The following is a 19313-nucleotide window of genomic DNA, read 5'->3' as shown; positions in this document are numbered from 1 at the left end:
TCAGGCGCCGGCGATGGCGCGCAGCGCCGCGAGGTGCGACTCGTACGCCTTGCGCCCGTCCCGGCTCAGCGAGAGCCACGTGCGGGGCCGCTTGCCCACGTAGCCCTTGCGGACCGTGACGTAGCCGGCCTTCTCCAGGACGGCGACCTGCTTGGACAGCGTCGAATCGGTCACCTCGACCGCGTCGCGGATCGTGGCGAACTCCGCGTCGTCGACCCCGGCCAGCGCCGCCACGATCGAGAAGCGGACCGGGGCGTGGATGACCTCGTCGAGACGATGCCGGGCGTGGCCCCCGGGCCGGTCCCGCTCATCCCGGCGGGAGCCCGCCCCCGGGGCGGAGCCCCCCGATGCGGCGGCGGTGCTCGTCGTCGTCACCTTCTCGTCACTCATCGCGCGGCGCCCCGTCGCACGATGATCGCGGCGGCCACCAGGCCGGGCAGCGCGACCAGGACCACGCCGAGCGCGTACCACCAGGCGGTGAGGCCGATCGTCGTGCGGAGGACGTGAAGACCGGTGACGACGACGAGGACCATCACCCCCGACCCCCCCATGCCCCACGAATACGTCCGGCCCGAGCCCCGCGGGCTGGCGCTGATCGCTCGCCGCTGCCAGTAGATCGCCAGGAACAGCAGGGCCACGTAGGGGATGACCGTCCAGTTGGTGAACATGATCGCGATGGTGCCGACGCCCATGAGGACCGCGATCGCCGCGGCGAAGCCGGCGAAGACGCGGACGTCGTGGGCGGTGCTCACCGGCGGGCGACCCTCCGCTTCGGCGAGCAGACGGGCGGCCTCGGCGCGGTCGACCGGGTCGGTCGTGGGGTTCTCCGTGTTCATGACGACACCTTTCTAGGTGGACCCCGTTGGCGTTTCCCCCGAGGCGACGAATCGAATGTAGGCAACTACTTTCCAGTTTTGCAAGTCGTTTCTCGGAATCGGCCGCGGGGGGCGTCGGCCGGGGCGGGCGAGCGGGGCGGTCCTCTAGACTCGCGCAGGTCATGGAATTGAAGGCAGCCAGCAAGGACCTCGTCGCCAGACTCGCGGGCCACCACGCCCCGTCGAGCGGCGATCCTGTCGACCCCTATCTGCCGACAGCCGGCAACCACGGCTACCGCGTCGCGCGCTACGACCTGGACCTCACCTACAAGATGAGCTCCAACAATCTCCGCGGCGAGGCCGTCATCACCGCGACCGCCACCGCCCCGCTCGACGCGGTCCGGCTCGACCTCTCCCCGCACCTGGACGTGTCCAAGGTGACTACCGACCGGGGCGGCGTCGCCCGCTACTCCCGGCCCCGCGGCAAGCTCGCCGTCACGCTCGCCGAGACGCTCGAGCCCGGCACCGAGTTCACGCTGACCATCCGCTACTCCGGCAACCCGCGCCCCATCCGCGGTACGTGGGGTGAGGTCGGCTGGGAGGAACTCACCGACGGAGTGCTCGTGGCCAACCAGCCCAACGGCGCGGCCAGTTGGTTCCCCTGCGACGACCACCCCTCGTCCAAGGCACCGTTCCGCATCCGCCTGACCACGGACTCGCCGTACCGGGCCGTCGTGACCGGCGCGCTGGTGGGCAAGAAGCGCAGCGGCAGCATGACGACCTGGGACTTCGACCTGCCGTACCCCACGTCCACCTACCTGGTCACCATCAACCTCGGCCGCTACGAACACCTGACGGTGGGCGACGGCGCCGTCCCCGTCCACGCCTTCCTGCCCGCCGACCTCAAGCGCGGGTTCCGGCAGGCGTTCGCCCGGCAGACCGAGATGATCGACGTCTTCAGCGGACTGTTCGGCCCGTACCCGTTCGACGAGTACACGGTCGTGGTCACCGACGACGAGCTCGAGATCCCGCTCGAGGCCATGGGGATGTCGACGTTCGGGCGCGGCACCGCCGAGTCCGGCGACCGCGACGAGCGGCTGATCGCCCACGAACTGGCCCACCAGTGGTTCGGCAACGCCGTCACCGCCGCCGAGTGGAAGCACATCTGGCTGCACGAGGGCTTCGCCTGCTACGCCGAATGGCTGTGGACCGAGTTCTCCGGCGGCGCCGATGCCGGCAGCCACGCCCAGCGCTACTACTCCAAGCTGCAGAACTCCCCGCAGGACATCCTGTTGGCGGACCCCGGGCCGAAGGACATGTTCGACGACCGGGTCTACAAGCGCGGCGCCCTGACCCTGCACGCCCTGCGCCAGGCCATCGGCGACACCGCGTTCTTCGACCTCCTCCGGGCATGGGTGGCCACCTACTCCGGCCGGACCGCCACCACCGACGACTTCCTCCGCATGGCCGCCGACCACTCACCCGTCGATCTGCAGCCCCTGTGGGACGCCTGGTTGTTCTCCGAGCCGCTGCCGCCGACCCTCGGCATGCCCCATGACCACGCCGACCGCCGCTGAGGTGGAGCCCGGCGCCGCCCCGGGCGCCGCGGGCGGCATGCGGGCGCTGACCCTCGCGACCGTGTTCGCCGCTGCCTCGGGGTACCTGGTGATGCTCATCGCCGGCCGCGCGCTGGGACCGGCGGACTACCCGCTGTTCGCCACCTACTGGGGGGCGTTCTTCGCCCTGGGCGGCGTGGCCAACGGGCTGATGCAGGAGGTCACCCGGGCCGTGCGCTCGGCGCGGGAGAGCCTCACCCCCGGTGCCGTGGGGGCCCGCGCCCGATCGTCGAGGGGCGCGGTCCGGCTGCTGCCGGCCGGCCTCACCCTGGGCCTGATCCTGGCCGCCGCGGTCGTCGTGAGCGCACCGGCGTGGCCACCACTGGGACTGCCCACGTTCTCGGGCGCCGGGGTGGCGATCATGGCGTTCGGCATCCTCGGCTTCACCCTCCAGGCCGCCACCGCCGGCGCCCTGTCCGGGACGGAACGGTGGGGGCTGTACGCCGTCCTGCTCACCGTCGACGCCGCCCTGCGCCTGGCCGTCGCGGGCGTCGCGTGGGGGCTCGGCGACACCGGGCTCGGCTTCGCCGTGGCCACCGTCGCGGGCGCCGTGACCTGGGCACTGCTCGTCGCGCTGTCTCCCGGCACCCGCGCCGCGCTGGCCTCGGCCGTCGACTCCGGGCGCCGACGTTTCTGGCGGAACACCGCCACCGCGATGCTCGCCTCCGCCGGCACCTCCGCCCTAGTCACCGGCTTTCCGCTGTTCGTCACCGCGACCGTCCGCGACTCCGATCCGGCTCCGGTCGTCGGTGCGGTGATCCTCGCCATCACCCTCACCCGCGCCCCGCTGCTGGTGCCGCTGACCAGCTTCCAGAGCGCGATCATCGTCTACTTCGTCCGGCGCCGCGACAGCGGCCCGCGCTCCCTCGCCGCGCCACTGGGCCTGGTCACCGCCGTGGGCATCGTCGGTGCGGGCGCCGCGTGGCTGATCGGCCCCTGGCTGATCCGGGTCCTGTTCGGCGGCGACTTCGAGCTGCCCGGCGCCGTCCTCGCCGCCCTGACCGCCGCCTCCGTGGGTACCGCCGCGCTCATGGTCACCGGGAACGCCGCCCTCGCCTTCGATCGCCATCTGCTCTACAACGCCGGCTGGTGGGTCGCGGTGGTCGCCGCCGCCGTCCTGCTGGTGACCGTCCCCGGCTCGCTCGACGTGCGCGCGGCGATCGCGCTTCTGGCCGGGCCGGGCATCGGGGTCGCACTGCACGTGGTGGGCCTGATCGCCGCGGCGCGACGTCCGGGAGCCACGGAGTGACGGAACTCCGCTCGCTGGCCCGCCGGGGGGCCGAACTCCTCGCCGCGCTCCTGATCGCCGCCGTCGTCAGTGCGGTCACCTTCATCGCGGTCGACGCGCTGCCGTTCGCCGAGCCGAGCTGGCTGCCCGAGACGTTCGGCGGGACACTGGCCGCGCTGGCTGTGATCGCTGCCGGCTGGCTGCTGTTGCGCCGCGCCACCGGGGACCGGACCCTGTGGGCGCTCGGTACCGTCGGCCCGGCCTTTCTCGCCACCTCCCATCTGGGCCTGCTCCTGAGCGGCACCCCCCACTATCTGTTCGGCCTGGGCGGCGACCAGCTCAACCGCGTCGCCTACGTCACCCGCTTCGCCGACTCCCCCGCGATCGCGGACCCCTTCTACGCCGACGCCGCACCGTTCTATCCGCCGCAGTGGTTCTGGGTGGGCGGACGGCTCGCGGCACTGCTGGGGGTCGACGGCTGGGTGTTCTACAAGCCGTACGCGATCGTCACCATGGCCATCGCTGGCGCGATCGCGTTCGTGGCGTGGCGCTGGCTGGTCCCCGCCCGGCTGGCCGTACTGTTCGGCCTCGCCACGTCCGTCGTCGGCGGTCACACCAACGCCTACGAGCCCTACTCGTGGATCCTGATCTGCCTGCTCCCGCAGGTCGTCGTGGCGACCTTCCTGCTCTGCGCGCGCGCCGCCAGGGCCCGGGCGGGAACGGAGACGGGCCGCCGGCCCACGTGGCCGCTCGTGGTGACGATCGGCGTCTATCTCGGCTGGGCCGCGCTCGGATACACGCTGATCGCGGGGTTCGCGGCGCTGATGGTCGGTCTCGTCGTCGTCCTCCATTCCTGGCGGCACCGCTCCGACCGCGCGGTGGTCGGGGCGCTGCTGGGACGGCTGGCCGCCATGGCCGGCATCTCGGCGGCGATCGCACTGCTGTTCTGGCACCGCTATCTGCTGGCGGTGCTGGGCGGTGCGGAGACCGAGCCGTCGGTGGCGAACGACTTCGCGCCCGAGGTGGCGTCGCGGTGGCCGTTGCCGATGTTCGAGCCGTCCGCCGCCGGACTCCTGTGTCTGATCGGCGTGGTGTGGCTGGTCGTCACCGTGTGGCCCGCTCGGGTCGGGGCGGTCGCCGATCGCGCGGCGGAGTCGGTGCGCGCACGTGTCGGTGCCGGGTCCGGCGCCGGGGCTGACGCCGCCGCCGACTGCGCACGCGCAGGGGACGGCCCGCTCCCCTCCGCCGGTCGCCAGCTCGTGCTGGCGCGGGCGCTCGCGTTGACCGTGGTCGCCGCCCTCGGCTGGTACCTCCTGTCCGGGCTGCGCGCGGTCACCGGGAGCACGCTGCTGCCGTTCCGCATGATCCCGGTGGTGACTCTGGCGCTCTCGCTGGCCGGGATCGTCGGAGCGCTCGCCCTGGCCCGGTGGGCGGTACGCACCTCCCCCCAGCGTTCCCGCGGGCGCGTGACCGCCGCCGCGATCGTGCTCGCCGGACTCGCCGCGGTGCAGATGGTGCAGCACGTCTCCGACGAGGACTCCCACTTCGCCGCGGCCGCCCGGGCGAACCCCGGGGTTCCGGAGGACGTGCTCGGGGCGATCGGCGAGATGACCGGCGACCGCGCCCCCTCCGACCTGGTCCTGCTGACCGCGGATCCGGCCCTTTACGCATACCGGCCCTTCTTCTCGTTCCAGGCGCCGGCGCAGGCCTATGCGACCCCGGCGGGCCGCTACGAGGAGCGACTCGACGAGATCCGTCGATGGTCCGACACGGACTCGCCGGCGCAGTTGACGGCCGCGATCGACTCGAGCCCGTTCCGCGGCCCCGACGTCCTGGTCCTGGACCGCGAAGGGTCCCGGAGGTGGGTGTTCCCGGCCATGGTCAACGTGATGCCGCGGGCCCAGAACAATGTCCGGGAAGAGATCGTCTTCGCCCCTCGGCATTTCGACGATCCCGCCCTGTTCGACGTGCGCGAGGTGGGATCGCGGATGGTGATCGTCCGCCGCTGACCCGGCCCCTCGGCCCGATCGGGGTCGCCCCGCCGTGGCCCCTCGGCCCCGCGCGGTCATGCGGCGGCCTCGTGGCTGCCTGTGTGTCGGGTGATTGCTGTGTCGAGGTCGTGGAGGAGTGCGAACGGCAGGAGGGGTGCGTCGAGTGGCCCGAGTGGCGGTGGGCCGGGTTTGGGTGGGGGTGGGTTGCTCGCGCGTGGGGTGCCGGTGGGTGGGATCCATCGGACGCCTTGGGGTGCGGTGCGGTCGGGGATGGTGGTCCAGCCGGTGTCGTGGATCATGGCGTGGCAGTCGGGGCTGGTCAGGGCGAGTTCGTCGATGTTGGTCAGGCCGCCGGCGGCCCAGGGTGTGCCGGCGTGGTGGGCTTGGCAGTGTCTGGCGTCCTGGTCGCAGTCGGGGTGGGTGCAGCCGCCGTAGGCGGCGAACAGGGCCAGGCGTTGGTAGCGGGAGGCGGTGCGGCGACTGCGGTAGAGCTTGAGGTCGATCTCCTGGTCGCACAGGGCGAGGAACCAGTGGTTGCCGCCGGCCATGGCGATGGCCTGGTCGACGGGCACGCGGATCCCGGAGTCGGTCTGCCCGCATCCGGCCAGGGTGGCGAGCTGGTCGAGGTCGATGCGCACGACGATCGCCGCCGCGGCGCCGGTCTTGCGCGCGTCGGTGGTCAGCGCGAGGGTCAGGGCGTGGACGAGGGCGTCGTGCATGCGTTGACCGTCGGTGCGGGTGTCCTTCTCGTCAGGGTCGGGCCACAGGCGTCCGGGTTGGGCCCAGCGGGCGTGGACTTCGCGCATCAGGGCCGCCAGTTGGGGGTCCATGGTCATCGACGCCCTGGCCATGAGGTCCAGGCCTTGTCCGGAGCAGGTGACCGATCGGCGCCGGGCTCGTTCGGCGGCGCCGCGTTCGGTGCGGCCGGGGTCGATCTGGTCCAGCAGGCGGTGGGCGTTCTCCTGCAGGCGGCGGGTCGTGCACTGTCCGGCGGCCAGGGCGATCAGTTCGGTTTCGAGGCGGTTGCGCTCGTCGTCGTCGACCTCGTCCGGTAGCGCGGCCAGGGTGGTGTTGATGATTTTCAGGTGCCCGGCCGAGATCGTCCCGGCCGCGGTGGCGGCCATGCGGGCGGTGTTCGCGATTGTGGAGTCTTCGAGGCGGCCGCGTGCCTCGCCGGGTGCCAGGCCGAGGCCGCCGGTGAGCATCTGCCGTTCGTTGATGTAGCCCATCTGCCTGGCGGCCCCGGCTCTGCGCGCCTCGGCCATCACGCGCGCTTGGGTGGCGCGGAGCCTGCGTTGGGCCTGCTCGAGCGCGACGATTTCGGCGTGCAGCTCGGAGGCCGGGACCTGGGACCAGTCGCGGGCCAGGTGCGCATCGAGCGCGGACAGCACGGCGGCCATCTCGCCGCCCGCCGCGGAGGCGTTGCCCGCCGCCTTCGTCCCCGTGTCGCTCATGTGTTCGATTAGATCATCCGGGTACGACACGAACCCGTCACCGCAGGTAAACAGGGTCGAACTAGACGGCTCCGGTGCTCGCCTGCACGTCGGCGTCGCCCTGGCCAGCCCCAGCCCCACGCACGGACCTGGCTATGTGGATGTGGAAGTACACCATGAGCCCGAGCGGGAGCACGGCTGCCAGCGACCACTCCGACGCGGTCGACAGTGCGAATATCGTCGTGGCGATCAGCCCGTAGAGGGTCACCGCACCGGTCAGGAGAAATAGCGGGGATCTCGCCCCCGGCGCGCGGACCCGCGTGCGGCTGATCAACCAGCCGCCGATCAGCGCTGCGGCGCAGAGGCCGAGCAGGCTGCACGCCAGCAGAACGTACTCCTGCGGTAACTCGCTCGGCCTCGGCTGAGGCTCGAGGGGCGACGCGGTCGTCCACGCGAGCCAGGACCCTCACAGTCCCAGTGCGAGGATGACCGCAGTCGTGGCGACCCAGTTCGCTGTTGAGTGATTTCCCGTCTGACCGTTCGCCACGACGATTCCTTTCCTCGGCTGCCCAGTAGGACGGGCGGGCGGCCCGGGCGGTTCCCCCGAGTTCGTCGGGACCCGGCTGACCGGCAGCCGCCTGCACCGACGGCCGCGGAGACCCACCCACCGGTCGTCGCCGACTGCGAAGATCATCGACCGTGAACTCCCACCACCCCGACGCTGCCGCTGCCGAACTGCCCGGACGTGACTTGCCGAAAAAGTCGGCGGGTCGAGGGAACCGCCGCGCGCCGTGGCCCGTCGTACAGGTTGTGGGGAGAAGTAGAGGTGTCGCGGCCGCGGTGGTCACCGTCGGCATGATTGCTACGGGATGCGGTTCGGCGGACGGAGGAGAAGGGACGCCGACGACGACGAGCGCACCCGCCGCTGAAGAATCCGGCAATCCGTGGGATCTGCCGGTCGAGCAGAGGCCCGCCCTTTTCGACCCGTGCGCGGATGTGCCCACTGATGCGGTAGAACGCGCCGTCGGGGCCCCTATCCGCAAGGAGGCGCGCCTTACCAAAAGCGATCCGGGAAATCTCCAGACGTGTGGCTGGAGCACTGACGAGTTGATTGTGGACCTGGTCGCGACCTGGAAGTCACACGCCGACTATCTAGTGGACCCAACCGGCGTTATCGCTAGTGAACGCTATCCCGTTGAAGACCGGATAGCACTGCGACTACTCGATCGAGAGGATGATCCCAATACCTGTCGGTATCTGTTCTTCACAGAGCGAGGCACGGTCGCTATTTCTGCCAGTTTGACCACGACCTTCAAGACGTTTCGAGGAAAGCGCTTCGCGGACGTGTGCGAAGTTCTACACGAGGTGAGCAGCCCACTAGTCCAGATCGTTCCTCCTGGAGATTTCCGATGACCGTTCACTTGGGACCAGGCGCTGCACAAGCGTGTTCCGCCCACTGCGAGTCTTTCGTCAGCACCCTTACGACTGCCGTGCTCGACGAATGGCAGACAAGACAGAAACCTAGCCTCGCAGCCTTCGATACCGCCCGTCAGCTTGAGACTGTCTACTCGCTTTTCGCCGGAGAAGATCTTCGAACGCTCCTCACCGGATTCATCGACCAGGGCCGAGCCATGTCGATGTTGTTCGCCGCTGCGGGCGGGCTGATCGAGGCGCAGGACGAAGCCGTGGCCGCCGCGCTGGGCAAGGCCGCCGAGGAGCCCGCCGGGCTGCAGAGCCTCGGACTCACGGGATCACTCGGATCGATTACGGCGCTGCTCGACGCCGCCGACGGCACCACCACGTTCGGAGGCTACGGCCGCGTCGGCCCCGAGGATGTGTCGACCTCGCCGCTGGAGCGGATGGTCGAGGCGGCGCGTGCGCTCGATGCGGACCAGTTCGCGGCCATCGCCACGCGGATGACCGAAGTCTCGACCGCGCTCGAGGACGCCGCCACCGGACTCCACAGCGGGTTGAGCACCGTTCTCGGCCACACGTGGCAGGGCGACTTCGCCGACCGCGCCCAGGAATCAGCACGTGGGCTCGTCACGTCCGCCCTCGAACTCGCCGGCCAGCTCAACGCGGTCGCGGAGAAAGCCGACGGTGCACAGCGCGGGTTCGCCACGACCCGCCAGCGCATCATCTCCGAGGCCGCGGACGTCACCCTCGCCGAGAGCCGCACGCCCGGTTTCGGGCGACTCGCCGGCCCGGTGGCGCCGTCGATGAAAGCCGAGGTCGAGGCAGCTCGGCAGGCGGCCGAGGAGCAGGCGCGGGCCATCGTCAACACCGAGTACAGCCCCGCGGTGATGGACGCCAACCTCGACGATCTGGACTTCACCGCCGCCTACCGGGTGGTCTCCACCACGGCGCTAGGTGGTCCGGACGGGATCGACATGGCAAAAATCTGGAACACCGAGGGCATCCCGCGTCCGGCGCAACCGGCCGCGCCGAACCCGGCCACGCTCGCCGCGCTCACGGGCGGCGCCGGCGGAGAGGGTGGCGGCGCGGCAACCGGCGGGGCCGGAGGTGGCGGGGCGACGACGGGCCCGCCGGGTGCGGTGCGCGATGCCGCGACCGAGCAGGCGTTGCTGGCCGCGCGGACGGGCCCAGCCGACGGCAGTGGCACGGCCGCGCCGGGATCAGGCCAGGCGGGCGGCGGACAGCCGGCGGCCGGGCAACCGGGTGCGGGCGGCGGGGTGAACGCGGCCACCACCGCGGCCGCAGCGCCGATAACACCGATCACCGCGGCGAACGGCCAGCAGGGCGGCGCGGCAGGCGCCGGCGGGATCCGCGGGATCCGTGGCGGTGCGAGCGGGGACGGTCGGGGCCGTGATCGCGGGTTCGGCTCCACCAGCGGCCTGCTCGGCGGTGGCGGCGCCGCAGCGGCCGGGGCGGGTGCGGGCGCATCCCGCATGGGTGGCGCCGGGACATTGGCAGGTTTCGGTGCCGGCGGCGCGGCGGGCCCCGGCGGAGGCGCTCCGGCCGCGGGTGCTCCCGGGGCAGGTCCCGCGCCCGGTGGGGCGGCGGGGTCGGGTGCGGGGGCGCTCTCGTCGTCGTCGCCAGGTACGGCCGCTGGGCGGGCCGGGGCCATGCCGATGGGCGGGGTGATGGGCGCGGCCAACGCGGGCCAGAACAGTGATCGGCGCGGCCACACGCCCGCGAGCTACCTGACCAACGCCACCAACACCACCGCCATCATCGGCGAACCGGTCAAGGTCGCCCCGGCGGTCCTCGGCCGCCCGCGAGTCGAGGAGCCGGCGCCCACGGACGATGCCGCCGAGCCGTACCGCGGACGCACCCTCGGCCGCGACTACACCGGCGGAGGTGCGGCACGGGACTGAAGAGGCGCGACACAGGGCTAATCCGGAACCAGCAAGTACACCCGCTCGCGAAGGTGGTCCGCGGCCGCGGGACGCCGCCGCCCCGTCACTCCACGCGTCGGAGACCTGCCGGCGCCGGGAACGGCACCACGATCTCGCGACCGACCTCCTCGATCGCACCGGTGAGGGCGGTGCTCAGCACGATACGGTCGTCGTAGACATGGGCGATGCGGACCACGGTCTCGCGGCCGCCCTCGTCCATGACGAAGCGATCCATGAGGAACCGCAGGCCCACCCCCTCCAGGACCTGCTCGGCCTCGTGCCAGTCGTCGACCGGATCCATCGGCCGGCCCAACCTGTCGATCGGCACGACCAGCGGCTCGGCGACCGTCATCTCGATCCAGCCGACCACCTCGCCGTCGTCACGCCGGTGCGGCACCCACGACGCCGGGATCACAACAGCCCCACCGGACCCACCACCCGGCTCACGCGGTCACCACCGCCTCCATGACGAGGAACGCCACCAACGGCACGACCGGGGTCGCCACCATCGCGGCCACCACCAGCCAGAACCGTCGACGCCACCACATCAGCCCCACGAACGCTGCGACGGTGACGACCCACGCGGTGATCGGCGTGGCCGCCATGATGGTCTGCCAGCGCGGCTCGCAGATGAGCTCGGTGCTCTCGCTGAAGCAGGTGTCGGCGAGCATCGCGGACAGGCCACCGAAGAGCAGCGCGAGGAACCCCACCGCCACGGCCTCGACGGCGTACATGGACAGGCCCAGCCCCCACCGCGCGCGCACGGGATCGCGACCGGCGCCACGGCGACCCTCGCCGCCCGGATCCGCGCCGCCGGTCATCGCCGCGTCAGAACTTGCGGAAGGTGTGGCCGAGCAGCTTCTTCCCGCCCTCGGCGAGCTTGCCCGCCTTGGCCGCGGTCGGGATGAGCGACAGCGCGTTGAGCCGCGACGTGACGTGCAGGCGGGCGGCCCGCTCGGCGTTCTTCCAGCCGCGGGCGGCGAACACGTCGGCCTCGCCGGCGAAGAAGCGGGCCTCCTCGTCGAACCGCCGGCCGTCGAGGGCGCGGACGGATGAGTCGGAGGCGGAGTGCCGGCGGTAGAGGAACGCCAGCGTGGGGTCGTAGATCATGTGGCCGCCGCCGGTGATGACGTCCACCAGCAGCGCGAGGTCCTGCACCACGTCCAAGCCCTCGCGGAAGCCGATCCGCTTGACCCACTCGGAGTTCCACGCCAGCGACGGGAAGTAGGTCCAGTTTCCGTGCATGAGCGAGGTCATGAGCTTCTCGCCGTGCAGGACGGTGCGGCCCTGGGTCTTGGGCTGGGTGAACGCCTTTACCGAGTCGGACAGGCCGCGCACGGGCGCGCCGTGCTCGTCGATGACGCTGACGCCCACCTCCATGACGGCGGCGTCGGGCACGGCGGCGAACCCGTCGGCCACCACCTGGAGGTAGTTGGGCAGCATGACGTCGTCGGCGCCCATGATCACCACGATCGGCGCGGTGACCATGTCCACGCACTTGCGGTAGTTGCCGTTGGCGCCGAGGTTCGTCTCGTTCTTCTCGTACGAGACCCGCTCGTCGCGCGCGGTGATCTCGCCCATGTAGCGGGCGGGCTCGGGATCCGGGTAGCCGTCGTCCACCACGACGAGGCGGAAGTCCCGGTAGCTCTGGGCGAGGACACTGTCCACGGCCTTCTTGAAGTGGTCGACGTCCCCGTAGTACGGGAGCATCACGTCAATGGCCATCAGGGGAACCGCCGTCCTTCTCTTCACCGGGTTGTCCGACTGATCGCATAGTATCGACCCGCGATGACGGGTGACAGTGTGCGGGATGGCGAGCCGGGCGCGGCGGACGGGCGGGCGGACGGCTCGGGCCCCGGTGGAAACCGCGATGTGTGGCTCATCGTGCCGTGCTTCAACGAGGGCACCGTGATCGAGGAAGTCCTCGCCGGCGCGCGCGAGACGTTCCCCAACATCGTGGCGGTGGACGACGGTTCGGCCGACGACTCGGCCGCGGCCATCCACCGCGCGGGCGCGCACCTGGTGCGGCACCCGGTCAACCTCGGCCAGGGCGCGGCCATCCAGACCGGCGTGGAGTACGCCCGCGCCCAGCCCGGCGCGCGGTACTTCGTCACGTTCGACGCCGACGGCCAGCACCAGGTCAAAGACGTCCAGGCGATGGTCGAGCGGCTGCGCAGCGAACCGATCGACATCATCGTCGGCACCCGCTTCGGCCGCCCGCGCGGCGAGGACGACCAGGTGCCGCTCATCAAACGGCTCGTCCTGCGCACGGTCGTGCTGCTCAGCCCCCGCACCCGCCGGCTCGGCCTGACCGACGCCCACAACGGCCTGCGCGTGTTCAACCGCCGCGTCGCCGAGGAGCTCAACCTGCGGATGAACGGCATGAGCCACGCCAGCGAGTTCGTCGAGCTCATGGACTCGCACGGCTGGCGGGTCGCCGAGCAGCCGGTCGACATCCTCTACACCGAGTACTCCATGTCCAAGGGGCAGTCGCTGCTCAACGGCATCAACATCCTCTCCGACGGCTTCGTGGGACGGAGACTGCCCCGATGATCAAGGTCCTGCTCCTGCTGGCCGGCGCCGCGCTGGTGGCGTTCTTCCTGGCCAACCGCCGCAAGGCGCGCGCCAAGGCGGGCGTGAAGATCGGGTTCGTCCTGTTCGTGGTGTTCATGGTCTACGCCGTGATCCGCCCCGACGACCTCACGGTGATCGCCAACGCCCTCGGCGTGCAGCGCGGCACCGACCTGGTGCTCTACGCGCTGGTCATGGGCTTCGCCTTCGTCACCGTCTCCACGTACGTGCGGTTCCGCGAGCAGGAGCTGCGCTACTCGCGCCTGGCGCGCACCATCGCGCTGCAGAACGCCGTGCGCCCCGACGACAGGGTCGACGTCCGCGCGATGAAGCCGGCGGCGGACGACGACCCGCTGCGGCCCTGACCCCGCCCGTGGACGACGCCGTGCGTGGCGACGCCGTGCATGAAGAGGCCGTGCGTGGCGAGGCCGCACGCCTGCTGCGACGCCTCGAGGTGGCGCGCGACCGCCTCGACCGCGCCCGTAGCGAGCGCGCATCCGACGCCGCGGGAGTCGACAGGGGCGACGACGACGAGGTCCGCGCCCTCCTGGGCCCCGCCGCCGACCGAATCGCGCGACTGGCCGAGCTCGCGGGCGCCCTGGCGGACGGCACGCTGACCGAGGCGTCGGCCGGAGAGGCGGCCCGCGCGGTGGCCACCTCCCAACCGCACCGCGGCGTCCGATGACCGGGGCACTGCCGGAGAACCCGCCGCCGGCCCGGGTCGTCGCGCTGCTCGAGCTGGCCGCCGACCTCGTGGCGACACGGGACGCCCTCGCGACCGCCCGCGACTCCCTGCTCACCGCCCCGACCCGCTCCCCCGCGCTCGACGCCCTCGCCGACGCGATCGACGGCGAGACCCGCGGCCTCGACGAACAACTGGCCGGCGTCTACCGTCTGGTCGAACTCGCCGAGGACGCCTTCGACGACCTCGACGGACCGGACCCCCTGCCCGAGCCGCAGCACGCCCGGCAACGCGAGCGGCTGGGCCGGGCCCGGCGCAACGCGCTCGCCGACCTGGCCAGACTCGCGGGATGCGCCCGGGCCGCGGAGGGCGGGCGCGCCGAACCGGGCGCCGAGGGCGGCAGGGCCACCGGGAGAGCTACCGGCGGCATCGACACCGCCGCGACCGTGGCCGGCTGGGCGACCGTCGAGCCCGAGGAGGTCTATTCGCGGATCGAGCACCTGCCGGTCGCCGACAGGCGACTGCTCACGCTCGCCGAGCCCGAGGCCGTCGGCGGGACCTACGGCGTGCCGTGGCCGATGCGGGCCCGCTCCAACGCGGTGGCCGTGCGCAGGGCGCTCCACCGCGAGCAGCTGGCGGGCACCCCGTGGTCCCCGCGTATCGGGAGACTGGAGACGATGGCGCGGCGCGACGCTCGTCGTCGTCGTTCCTTCCCCGCCTTCTCCCCGCGGCGCGGTGGCCGGATGATCGAGGTCGTGGGCGACCTCGGGCCGCTCACCGAGGCGGTCGCGGTGTACGTCCCCGGGACCGGCACCAATCTCGACATGTCGCACGTCAATACCGACGTCGCCGTGGACCTCGTCGACGCCGCCGACGGCCGACTGGCGGTGATCGCGTTCCTCGACGGCGAGTTCCCGCAGGACATCATGGCCGACGCCGGCAACCCGCGGTACGCCGAGACCATGGGGCCGCGGCTGGTGCACTTCTGCCGCGAGGTCGACCGGGTGATCGAGATCGAGTGCCCGGGCGCCGCGCTCACCGTGGTGGGCCACTCCTACGGCGGCCGGATCGTCGGCACCGCCGAGCGCCTGGGCCTGCGCGCCGACCGGGTCATCTACGCCGAATCCCCCGACCTCGGCGTGGGCGTGACGGGGCCGTCGGACTGGCGCGCCCCCGGCCCGGTGCTCCGCTACACCCTCACCGCGCCGGGCGACCCCGTCGAGCTGCTCCAGGTCCGCTTCGGGCTGCGGCGGCGGTGGTCGCACTCCGACCTCGGTGACGGCGGCGTGCGCCTCGACACCGGCTACTTCGCCGACGGCACGCCCGTCTACGGCACCCGCGGGCACGGCGGGGTGTTCGACCGCGACTGCGGCGCGTTCCGCGCGATGCTCACCGTAATGCTCGGCGGTCCGGTACCCCTGTGGCGCGAACGCGAGATCCGCGCCCGCCACACCGCCGTCCGGCGAGGCGACGAGGGTCGGCTGCTGCCCGTCCTCCGACGGCACGCCGCCGGCCTCTGGTTGCGCCGCGACCGCGAACCCTACGGCGACGCCGAAGCCACCTGGGAAGCGCCCGAACGACTGACGATCGTCCCGCCGGCGACGCGCGCGGCGGGGGAAGGTGTTGGCGTTCGCACGGAGGCTGTCTGATACTGGGGCCCATGGCATCGCTCGACACCCGGTTCACCCGCCCGTCCCTCACCGCCGTGGGGATGAGCGCCCTGGGGGTCCTGTCCGTCGGCCTCATCACGACCGGCCTCTGGTACGACTCCCACCGCAGCGCCCAGGCCGTCGAGCGGGCCCGCGCCCAGGTGGAGACCGCCCAGACCGGCGGCCCCACCGCTGAGCCGATCGCGAGCACCACTTCCGAGACGACCACCGAGACCACCTCGGAGGAGACCGGCGAGCCGCCCACCGAGACGGCCTCGGAGGAGGCGACCTCCACGCCCGTCGCGACGCAGGCGCCCTCGACGACCGTGCCGACCGCGGCCCCCGCGCGGCAGGACGCCACCGTCCAGCCGGTCCGTCAGGCACCGGTCGCGCCCGTTGCGCCCGCCGTCCCCGTCGCGCCGGCGGCGCCCGCGCCGGACCCCGGCGGGGGCGCCGGGACCGAGGGCGCCCCGGGGGACGCCCCCGGCGCGGGCCCCGGCACCGGCGAGACAGGCGGCGGAGAGGCCGACCAGGGTGAGGGTGGCGCGCAGGGTGGTCAGGGCGGCCTCGAGGTGCGGCAGCCCGACGGTGCCCGGCCCGCGCCCGGTTTCCCGGACCTGCTGCGGCCGTTCCTCCCCCGCCCGAACGTACTCCCCCAGCCCAACACCGTCGGAGCCGCCGCGCTCGACGCTAACGCGGCCGAGGCTCGGACCACAGAGGAGGCGGGGGCGGCCGAGCCGGCCGACGAGGCCGACGGCGACGAGCGGGGCGAGTAAACCCGCTTGGATCAGTCGCGGAAGTAGTCGACCGTGCGGGCCACGCCCTCACGGATCGTCACCTGAGGGACCCAGCCCAGCACCTCGGCCGCGCGGCCGGCGTCCAGCGCCGAGCGGGCGACATCGCCCAGGCGGGCGGGCGCGTACTCGGGATCGTCGGCCGCGCCCGCGGCCTCGGCGACCAGCGAGTGCAGTCCACGGTCGGTGGTCTCCACCCCGGTGCCGACGTTGAACCGCAGACCGGCGGCGGCCGGCACCTCGGCGGCGCGCACGAAGGCGTCCACCACGTCGTCGACGAACACGTAGTCACGGGTGTTGCCACCGTCGCCGAACACCCGGGTGGGCTGCCCGGCGAGCAGACGCTGCGAGAAGATCGCCACGACGCCGGCCTCGCCGTGCGGGTCCTGACGCGGCCCGTACACGTTCGCCGGCGCCACGCCCGCCCACTCGATGCCGTACAGCCGCGAGAACATCTCCAGGTAGATCTCACCGGCGACCTTGCCCGCCGCGTAGGGGCTCAGCGGATCGACCGGGCGGGTCTCCGCGACCGGAAGCTCGGTGACGGGTCCGTAGATCGACCCGCCGGAGGACGTGAAGACGACCCGCCGCACACCGGCCTTGCGCGCGGCCTCCGCGAGGCGGACAGTGCCGACCACGTTGACCTCGGCGTCGTGCACCGGGTCCTCGACCGACAGGCGCACGTCGATCTGCGCGGCCAGGTGGAAGATCACCTCCGGCCGGGCCTCCGCGACGACGTCCTCGATCGCCGGGTCGGTGAGATCCAACTGGTGGAAGACGAAGCGGTCACCCGCCTCGCGCGCGGCCGCGAGGTTCTCCAACCGCCCCCGCGACAGGTTGTCCACCACCGTCACGTCGTGGCCCTCGCCCAACAGTCTGTCCACCAGGGTTGAGCCGATGAACCCGGCCCCGCCCGTCACCAGTGCACGCATACGTTCCCCTCCCTCGTGCGACGGGCCCCGCCGCCGCTCCCCCCTGTCGGAGGACAGTGTTCACGATACGACCGCGGGGTTCCCCGCGAGCTCACTCCGGCCCGTAGAGTTCCGTCGCCCTGGTGAGCGGGGTCCGCCGCTCCGGCGGGAACGGCGAGTCCTCCAGGATCTGCGCGAGCTCGGCGTCGGTGAACGCGGCGCGCACGGCGTGGATGCGTACCTGAGAATCCGCGTACACGGTGACCAGGCCGGGCGTGGTCGTCAGGTCGAGCAGGTGCTTGTTGGGCCCCTGGAACCCCCAGTAGTTCGGCGGGCTGACGTACACGTAGGTGACGCCCAGGTCGGCGAGCGCCTGATCGACCCGCGGGTCCTCGCCGGCCCGGTCCATCCGGGAGAACAGGTAGGTCGTCAGCGGGGCTGTGGAACCGGGCTGCAGGTAGTGCCGCGCCGTCGAGGGCAGGCCATGGGTGGCGTACATCCACCCGGAGCCCTCGTCGGGGTTCGTGTAGATCAGTCCTGAGTAGGCCTGCGGTTGCTCGGACAACCACTGGAAAGCACGCAGGTCGTGCTGGTCGACCATGCGGCCCCAGCGCTGGCTGGTGCCGGCCGCGGAGGCGTACTCGGGCGAGGCCTGGACGACCCACGAGCCCACGCCGACCAGGGCGGCCAGCGCCACGGCCACCCGCGCCAGCTCCACGCCGCGGCCCTCGGGATCGGTGACGGGGTCCATGAGCCGGCCCAGCCAACCCGCCAGGCCCTGTACGGTGGCGGCCACGCCCACGCCGACGGCGGCGGCCACCACCACGGCGAGCACCACCCCGATCCGGCGGGGGTCGTTGTAGTAGATGCTGCCGATCCCTCGGAGCACGCCGCCGGTCCAGTTGCCGAAGACGCTCATGGCGTTCACGCACACCACGAGCAGACCGCCCCACAGCAGGAGCGGCCACACCACGCGGCGGCGCAGCATGACGAGCAGCCCCAGCACCGCGAGAGACAGGAGCACCCAGCGCACGCCCCAGTCCTCGACGTGCCGGACCTGCAGGGCGACCGCCTTGCCCCACGTCGCGGCGCGATCGGCGCCGATCTCGAACTCGAACGCCGAGATGTCGTCGGCCTCCTCCGAGACGGTGAGGACCTGCGGCAGCAGCGTCAGCACCCCCGCCAGGCCGATGCCGGCCAGCACCACGAAGTCGCGCACCCGCCCGCGCACCGGCCGCCACAGCCCGTCGAAGAGCCACCAGAACAGCACGAACGCCCCGGCGGTGACCATCGCCGAGGGGTGGACGCCGCCGATGCCGACCAGGCCGAGTGCCGCGGCGGGGATGAGCCGCCGGTCCGCCAGCGCCGCCACCACGACCGCGGCGCCGAGACCGGCCATCCCGTTGGCCACGGCGGACGGGGTAGCGGCCACCATCACCTCGACGAACGGCAATCCGGGGAACAGCGGGGTGGCCATCGCGGCGACGGCCGCAGACGTGGCCACGACCGGCCGAGAGAAAGACCGGTGCGTGATGAGCCACGCCAGCGCCGCCACGCCGAGCGGGAAGACCAGCGCGACGCTGCCGATCTGGACGAGGTTGTACGTCTCGACCGCCCCGATGCCGCACAACCCCATTACGAGCGCGGCGATCGCGTGCCACGTGCTCGGGTAGTACAGCGTCGCGCCGTTCTCCGGGTACCGCAGCGCACCGGCCTGATCAGGCGAGGCCAGGCCCACGTCGTGGATGAAGCGGATGTAGTTGACGTGCCAGTGGGCGTCCCACCCCTGGAAGATGTTCGCGGTGCCGCCCGGCATCGCCGACAGCTCCGTGATGATCATCTGCCCGATCAGCCAGGCGCTGACCAGCACCGCCGCACCCGGCAGCAGCCACCACCGCGCGCGCCGACGACCGCCACGCCCCTCCGCCGGCCGGGATCGGCGCGCTCGTCGTCGTCTCGCCATCCACAACACCCCGGTGATGGCCAACCCCACCGCACCCACGACGGCGGCGGTGGCGGCCGTGGCGACCACATATCCACCCAACGACCACGGCACGCCGATCCGGCCGTAGACGTAACCGGCGATCGCGGCGATACCGAAGGAGACGGGGATCGACGTGGCCACCGACAGCCGCAGGGGCAGCTGCGCGGCGGTGCCGACGATCACGCCGGGCACCACCAGGAGCGCGGTGAGGGTCATCATGACCATCGCGATGTCGATGACCTGCCTCCGTTCCCCGCCCTGTCAGCGTCTCGTCCCGGCC

General features: G+C 72.3%; 19 protein-coding genes. 10 read left to right on the top strand and 9 right to left on the bottom strand.

The window, feature by feature from the left end; genetic code table 11:
* Both VYL96_RS02750 and VYL96_RS02745 read right to left on the bottom strand, forming a co-directional pair.
* A complete protein-coding gene (locus tag VYL96_RS02750; protein WP_131885830.1) occupies positions 1-390 on the bottom strand; it encodes a winged helix-turn-helix domain-containing protein in 390 nt (129 codons plus the stop codon).
* Positions 387-836, bottom strand: coding sequence for a hypothetical protein (locus tag VYL96_RS02745; protein ID WP_131885829.1), 450 nt, complete (start codon positions 834-836; stop codon positions 387-389). The genes VYL96_RS02750 and VYL96_RS02745 overlap by 4 nt, the downstream gene beginning before the upstream one ends.
* Before the next feature lie 167 nt (positions 837-1003).
* Here VYL96_RS02745 and VYL96_RS02740 point away from each other — a divergent pair, with 167 nt between their 5' ends.
* The 3 genes from VYL96_RS02740 to VYL96_RS02730 are packed head-to-tail and all read left to right on the top strand — an operon-like array spanning position 1004 to position 5668.
* Positions 1004-2392 carry a M1 family metallopeptidase gene (locus VYL96_RS02740; protein ID WP_131885843.1) on the top strand — a complete coding sequence of 463 codons (1389 nt, stop codon included), beginning with the start codon at positions 1004-1006 and terminating at the stop codon, positions 2390-2392.
* The gene (locus tag VYL96_RS02735; protein WP_131885828.1) at positions 2370-3680 is read left to right on the top strand and encodes an MATE family efflux transporter; all 1311 of its coding nucleotides are present in this window, start codon (positions 2370-2372) and stop codon (positions 3678-3680) included. The genes VYL96_RS02740 and VYL96_RS02735 overlap by 23 nt, the downstream gene beginning before the upstream one ends.
* Positions 3677-5668 (top strand): arabinofuranosyltransferase, encoded by a 1992-nt coding sequence (locus VYL96_RS02730; protein WP_131885827.1) that lies wholly within the window; start codon positions 3677-3679, stop codon positions 5666-5668. The genes VYL96_RS02735 and VYL96_RS02730 overlap by 4 nt, the downstream gene beginning before the upstream one ends.
* Positions 5669-5724: 56 nt before the next feature.
* Here the strand turns inward: VYL96_RS02730 and VYL96_RS02725 are convergent, their stop codons facing one another.
* Both VYL96_RS02725 and VYL96_RS02720 read right to left on the bottom strand, forming a co-directional pair.
* Positions 5725-7104: an HNH endonuclease signature motif containing protein gene (locus tag VYL96_RS02725; RefSeq protein WP_131885826.1), complete on the bottom strand. Its 1380-nt coding sequence runs from the start codon at positions 7102-7104 to the stop codon at positions 5725-5727.
* A 61-nt stretch (positions 7105-7165) separates the two neighbouring features.
* The gene (locus VYL96_RS02720) at positions 7166-7351 is read right to left on the bottom strand and encodes a hypothetical protein (RefSeq protein WP_131885825.1); all 186 of its coding nucleotides are present in this window, start codon (positions 7349-7351) and stop codon (positions 7166-7168) included.
* Positions 7352-7923: 572 nt separating this feature from the next.
* Between VYL96_RS02720 and VYL96_RS02715 the strand changes: the two genes are divergently transcribed.
* A complete protein-coding gene (locus VYL96_RS02715; protein ID WP_131885824.1) occupies positions 7924-8496 on the top strand; it encodes a DUF3558 family protein in 573 nt (190 codons plus the stop codon).
* A gap of 218 nt (positions 8497-8714) precedes the next feature.
* A complete protein-coding gene (locus tag VYL96_RS02710) occupies positions 8715-10421 on the top strand; it encodes a WXG100 family type VII secretion target (RefSeq protein WP_131885823.1) in 1707 nt (568 codons plus the stop codon).
* A gap of 85 nt (positions 10422-10506) precedes the next feature.
* Here VYL96_RS02710 and VYL96_RS02705 read toward each other — a convergent pair whose 3' ends face one another.
* The 3 genes from VYL96_RS02705 to VYL96_RS02695 are packed head-to-tail and all read right to left on the bottom strand — an operon-like array spanning position 10507 to position 12167.
* Positions 10507-10857 (bottom strand): hypothetical protein, encoded by a 351-nt coding sequence (locus tag VYL96_RS02705; protein ID WP_131885822.1) that lies wholly within the window; start codon positions 10855-10857, stop codon positions 10507-10509.
* Between the two features lie 28 nt (positions 10858-10885).
* Positions 10886-11263, bottom strand: a complete 378-nt coding sequence (locus VYL96_RS02700; RefSeq protein WP_131885821.1) for a hypothetical protein — start codon at positions 11261-11263, stop codon at positions 10886-10888.
* Positions 11264-11270: 7 nt separating this feature from the next.
* Entirely contained in the window at positions 11271-12167 is an 897-nt protein-coding gene (locus VYL96_RS02695; RefSeq protein WP_131885820.1) for a glycosyltransferase family 2 protein, read from the bottom strand.
* Between the two features lie 63 nt (positions 12168-12230).
* Between VYL96_RS02695 and VYL96_RS02690 the strand changes: the two genes are divergently transcribed.
* The 5 genes from VYL96_RS02690 to VYL96_RS02670 are packed head-to-tail and all read left to right on the top strand — an operon-like array spanning position 12231 to position 16120.
* Positions 12231-12995: a polyprenyl-phospho-N-acetylgalactosaminyl synthase PpgS gene (locus tag VYL96_RS02690; protein WP_243699707.1), complete on the top strand. Its 765-nt coding sequence runs from the start codon at positions 12231-12233 to the stop codon at positions 12993-12995.
* Positions 12992-13378 (top strand): DUF2304 domain-containing protein, encoded by a 387-nt coding sequence (locus tag VYL96_RS02685; protein ID WP_131885819.1) that lies wholly within the window; start codon positions 12992-12994, stop codon positions 13376-13378. The genes VYL96_RS02690 and VYL96_RS02685 overlap by 4 nt, the downstream gene beginning before the upstream one ends.
* A gap of 8 nt (positions 13379-13386) precedes the next feature.
* Positions 13387-13698 carry a hypothetical protein gene (locus VYL96_RS02680; RefSeq protein WP_131885818.1) on the top strand — a complete coding sequence of 104 codons (312 nt, stop codon included), beginning with the start codon at positions 13387-13389 and terminating at the stop codon, positions 13696-13698.
* Complete coding sequence (locus VYL96_RS02675) at positions 13695-15344, top strand: alpha/beta hydrolase (protein ID WP_165928485.1); 1650 nt, start codon at positions 13695-13697, stop codon at positions 15342-15344. The genes VYL96_RS02680 and VYL96_RS02675 overlap by 4 nt, the downstream gene beginning before the upstream one ends.
* A gap of 11 nt (positions 15345-15355) precedes the next feature.
* The gene (locus VYL96_RS02670) at positions 15356-16120 is read left to right on the top strand and encodes a superantigen-like protein SSL4 (RefSeq protein WP_131885817.1); all 765 of its coding nucleotides are present in this window, start codon (positions 15356-15358) and stop codon (positions 16118-16120) included.
* Positions 16121-16131: 11 nt separating this feature from the next.
* Here the strand turns inward: VYL96_RS02670 and VYL96_RS02665 are convergent, their stop codons facing one another.
* Positions 16132-17070 (bottom strand): SDR family NAD(P)-dependent oxidoreductase, encoded by a 939-nt coding sequence (locus VYL96_RS02665; protein WP_061227505.1) that lies wholly within the window; start codon positions 17068-17070, stop codon positions 16132-16134.
* Positions 17071-17161: 91 nt separating this feature from the next.
* Positions 17162-19249 carry a DUF6541 family protein gene (locus VYL96_RS02660; protein ID WP_329438746.1) on the bottom strand — a complete coding sequence of 696 codons (2088 nt, stop codon included), beginning with the start codon at positions 19247-19249 and terminating at the stop codon, positions 17162-17164.
* Between the last annotated feature and the right edge of the window lie 64 nt (positions 19250-19313).

Source organism: Dietzia maris, assembly GCF_036287335.1.
Classification (GTDB): domain Bacteria; phylum Actinomycetota; class Actinomycetes; order Mycobacteriales; family Mycobacteriaceae; genus Dietzia; species Dietzia cinnamea.
This window is presented reverse-complemented; position numbering and strand designations above follow the sequence as displayed.